Genomic DNA, 3774 nt, shown 5'->3' with positions numbered 1-3774 from the left:
CGCTCTCAGCCTATTGGGTTGCTCGCCGCTGGGGCTGCCCTGGGTCGCCAGCACCGCGGCCGGGCCGCCCGGCGGCCCGAGCGCCCGCCGGGCGGACAGCGCGTGCGGCCCGCCCGCGCAGCGGTAACGGCCCCAATCCGGCATCCGGTTCCCCGGCATGCCTGACCGGCATTTCTCATGGACCACATCAGATGATCATAAATGCCATCCGTGACCATATCGGGACCATATTTGGGGCAATTGACGGACTTGCGACCGGCAACATCCGCCCGCGAGCCGAAACTTTACACACGCCCGATCCAAATCATGACTCCAGGTGAGAATACGCGAAGTAACTCACGCCACCCGGGGATAAGGTCTAAGCCGTCGCTCCGGCGACGAAGACGAGGATGAACATCACGCCGACGATCAATGTGGCCACGATTTGGTTTCGCGCGAAGGGAAGCACCCGGTGACGAACGCCATTGAGGACAACACCACGCTCGACCGCGCCCACCAGCATTTCGTGACCGATGAACCGGCCGGCGGAGGTGTCCGGATCCCGATCCTGAGCTCCTGGCGACGCTGCGAGTCCCTCGGGCTCGTCCCAGACCGTCTCGCGCCTTCCTACCGGTCCGATCTGGACCCGGATGAGCGCATCATCCGAATAGCCGCACCCGTCCTCAATCGGCTGGAAGTCAGCCTTGCAAGGGCCGGCGTGGGCGTGATTCTTACCGACGGCGACGCTACGGTACTGCATCGTCGCGCAACCGGATCCGCGCTGAACCGGCATCTCGACGGGGTGTGCCTCGCCCCGGGCTTCAGCTATGCCGAACACGTCGTCGGTACGAACGGGATCGGCACCGCGCTCGTGGAGCGGAGGCCCTCCTACGTCTCGAGCGTCGAACACTTCGCCGCCCGCCTGCACCCGTACGTCTGCGCGGGTGCGCCGATACGCGATCCGATCAGCGGCCGTATTGAGGGCATCATTGATCTCACCTGCCTGCGCTCCGACGCCGACCCAAAAATGATGACCATGGCCCGCGGAGCGGCCAGCGCGATCGAGCGGCGGATACTGGAACAGTACACGGAGCGGGAGCAAGCCCTCATCCAGGCGCTGCTCCGGGATGGACACCGCACCCGCGCATCCATTGTCCCGGTTGCGGGTGAACCGTACGTTCGGGCGCCCACCGAGGTCATCCTCCGTGCCCCGGCCAACCTCATGATGAGCAGCCGGGACGAACAAATCCTGCGAGAAAAGGCGGCGGAGCTGATTTCCGCCGCGTGCCGGGCCGCCGTGGAGGTGCGTTTGTCCCACGGTCAGCTGGCGGTGCTGGTGTGCCGGCCGGTGACGACCGCCGCCGGTGCCGAAGGGCTCGCCGTCGAGGCCGGTCTTGCCTACAGACCACCGCGACCGCCGGCCGGCGGGGGTGACACCGCCCCGCCGCCCGCTGACAGTCGCCTGCCGAGGCAGTTTCAGCTGACCAGGAAGGCTGCGTCCGAAGCGGAACTGGCCGCGCCAGAGCCCGCCGGAGCGGAGGCGGCCGAACCCGCTGCCGGCAGCGACAGATGGCTGCTGCTGGTGGGTGAGCCGAGGGTCGGCCAGCTCGCCGTCGCGGCACGGCAACGGCTGGAGCTGCTCTATGAGGCCAGTATGCGCATCGGCAGTACCCTGGACGTGACGCGGACCGCCCAGGAACTGGCCGATGTCGCGGTCCCGCGGTTCGCCGACCACGTCACGGTTGATCTGCCTGACTCGGTCCTGCGCGGGGACGAACCGACCGACATACATGAAGGACTACGCCGCACCGCCATCCACGGCATCACGGCGGGACGCGCGTTCCGCCCGCCGGGCGACCTGCTGAACTACCTTCCGTCGGCCCCCCAGGCCCGCTGCTTCACCACCGGGCATCCCGTTCTCGAGCCGGATCCACACGCCGCGGCCGGGGAGCTGGCCGGGGAGGGCGAGCTGGCCGGGGACCCCGCATGCGGCGGGATCCCCCCCGACCATGGCATCCACTCGCTCATGACAGTCCCGCTGCGCGCCCGCGGCGACACGCTGGGCGTCGCCAGCTTCTACCGCTGCGCGCGGGCCGGCGCCTTCGAGGAGGACGACCTGTCCCTCGCCGAGGAGCTGGTCGCCCGAGCCGCCGTCTGCATTGACAACGCCCGCCGCTACACCCACGAGCATGGGCTCGCGCTCGCCCTCCAGCGCAGCCTCCTCCCCCGGGGGCTGCCCGAACAGCACGCCGTCGAAGTCGCCCACCGCTACCTGCCCGCCCAGTCCGGGGTGGGCGGCGACTGGTTCGACGTCATCACGCTGTCCAGCGCCCGGGTTGCCCTGGTGGTCGGTGACGTTGTCGGCCACGGCCTGCACGCCGCCGCCACCATGGGCCGCCTGCGCACCGCCGTCCAGAACTTCTCCGCCCTGGACCTGCCCGTTGATGAGCTTCTCGCGCATCTCGACGATCTGGTCAACCGGCTGGACGAGGAGGAAAGCACCGAGCCGGGCGGGCACGGGCTGATCGGGGCAACCTGCCTGTACGCGGTCTACGACCCGGTCTCCAGGCGCTGCACCATGGCGCGCGCCGGACACCCGATGCCCGCGCTTATCCACCCCGACGGCACCGTGGAGTTCCTCGATCTGCCTGCCGGGCCGCCGCTCGGGCTTGGCGGGCTGCCCTTTGAAACAGCCGAGTTCGAGGTGTCCCCCGGCAGCCAGCTCGTCCTGTACACCGACGGGCTCATCGAGGACCGGCACCGTGACATCGACGCCGGTCTTGAGCAGCTCCGACGCCTGCTGGCCCATCCCGACCGGCCGCCGGAACAGACCTGCCAGGCGCTGGCGGCGGCCATGCTGCCGGCCCATCCAGGCGACGACGTCGCGCTGCTGGTGGCTCGGACCCATGCGCTGGACGCGGAACGCCACGCCAGCTGGGAGCTGCCCGCCGACCCGACAGTCGTCTCCAGCATGCGCGCCGCGGTCACCCGGCAACTGGCCGACTGGGGACTGGAGGACATCGCCTTCACCACCGAGCTGGTCGCCAGTGAACTGATCACCAACGCAATCCGGCACGCGGCCGGCCCCATCCAGGTCCGCCTGCTCCACGACCACGCACTGATCTGCGAGGTATCCGACACCAGCAGCACATCCCCCCGGCTGCGCCGCGCCAGCAGCACCGACGAGGGCGGGCGCGGCCTGTTCCTGATCGCTCAGCTCACCCGGCGGTGGGGAGTCCGCTACACGTCCAACGGCAAGGTCATCTGGACTGAGCAATCGCTTCCGAAACCATCGACCACAGATGATCATTCGGAGCCTGCGCGCCCAAGCCACGTTTGCTGATCCCACGAAGCCGATCCCACGAAACTCCGGAGATCCTTCCTGCCAACTGGCCCCGTCAGCGGGTGGCGGTGCCCGTTGGCGGAGCCGGTCGGCTGCCAACGGGTTCAGCGGGCCCGTAAGGTCGATCCCGTGGACGGCTTGGCAAATCTGGATGGCCTGGGCGGTTTGGACGGCTCAGAGGTGCTCAGGCGGGTGGAGACCCACCTGATCCGGGAACTCGGGCCTGAGACCGGACGCGCGGAGATCACGTTTCTCGGTGCCGAGCCCATCGAGGTCCTGCGCTTCGGCCACCCCGCGCGGGGAGTCGTCCGCTACGCGACCCTCGGGATGTCCCGCTCCCCCATGGGCAATCCGGCGGCCTCGATGCTCGACCCGGCCGGACCACGCGCCGAGCTGCTGCTTTCCCTGAAGGACCAGCGTGACAGCGTCGCCCGGCGGCTCGCCCTGCTGGC

At 69.2% G+C, this 3774-nt stretch carries 2 protein-coding genes; both read left to right on the top strand.

Going from position 1 to position 3774, the window contains the following annotated elements; translation table 11 throughout:
• Nucleotides 1-451 precede the first annotated feature (451 nt).
• Nucleotides 452-3322: a SpoIIE family protein phosphatase gene (locus MJ783_RS07645; protein WP_239309534.1), complete on the top strand. Its 2871-nt coding sequence runs from the start codon at nt 452-454 to the stop codon at nt 3320-3322.
• Nucleotides 3323-3451: 129 nt separating this feature from the next.
• Nucleotides 3452-3774: suppressor of fused domain protein (locus tag MJ783_RS07640; RefSeq protein WP_370651500.1), on the top strand; the 323-nt coding region annotated here is incomplete at its 3' end.

Origin of the sequence: Protofrankia sp. Cj3, assembly GCF_917627355.1 — a bacterium.
In the GTDB taxonomy this organism is placed as follows: domain Bacteria; phylum Actinomycetota; class Actinomycetes; order Frankiales; family Frankiaceae; genus Protofrankia.
The sequence above is the reverse complement of the archived record's forward strand: the minus strand, read 5'-3'. Positions and strand labels throughout refer to the sequence as shown.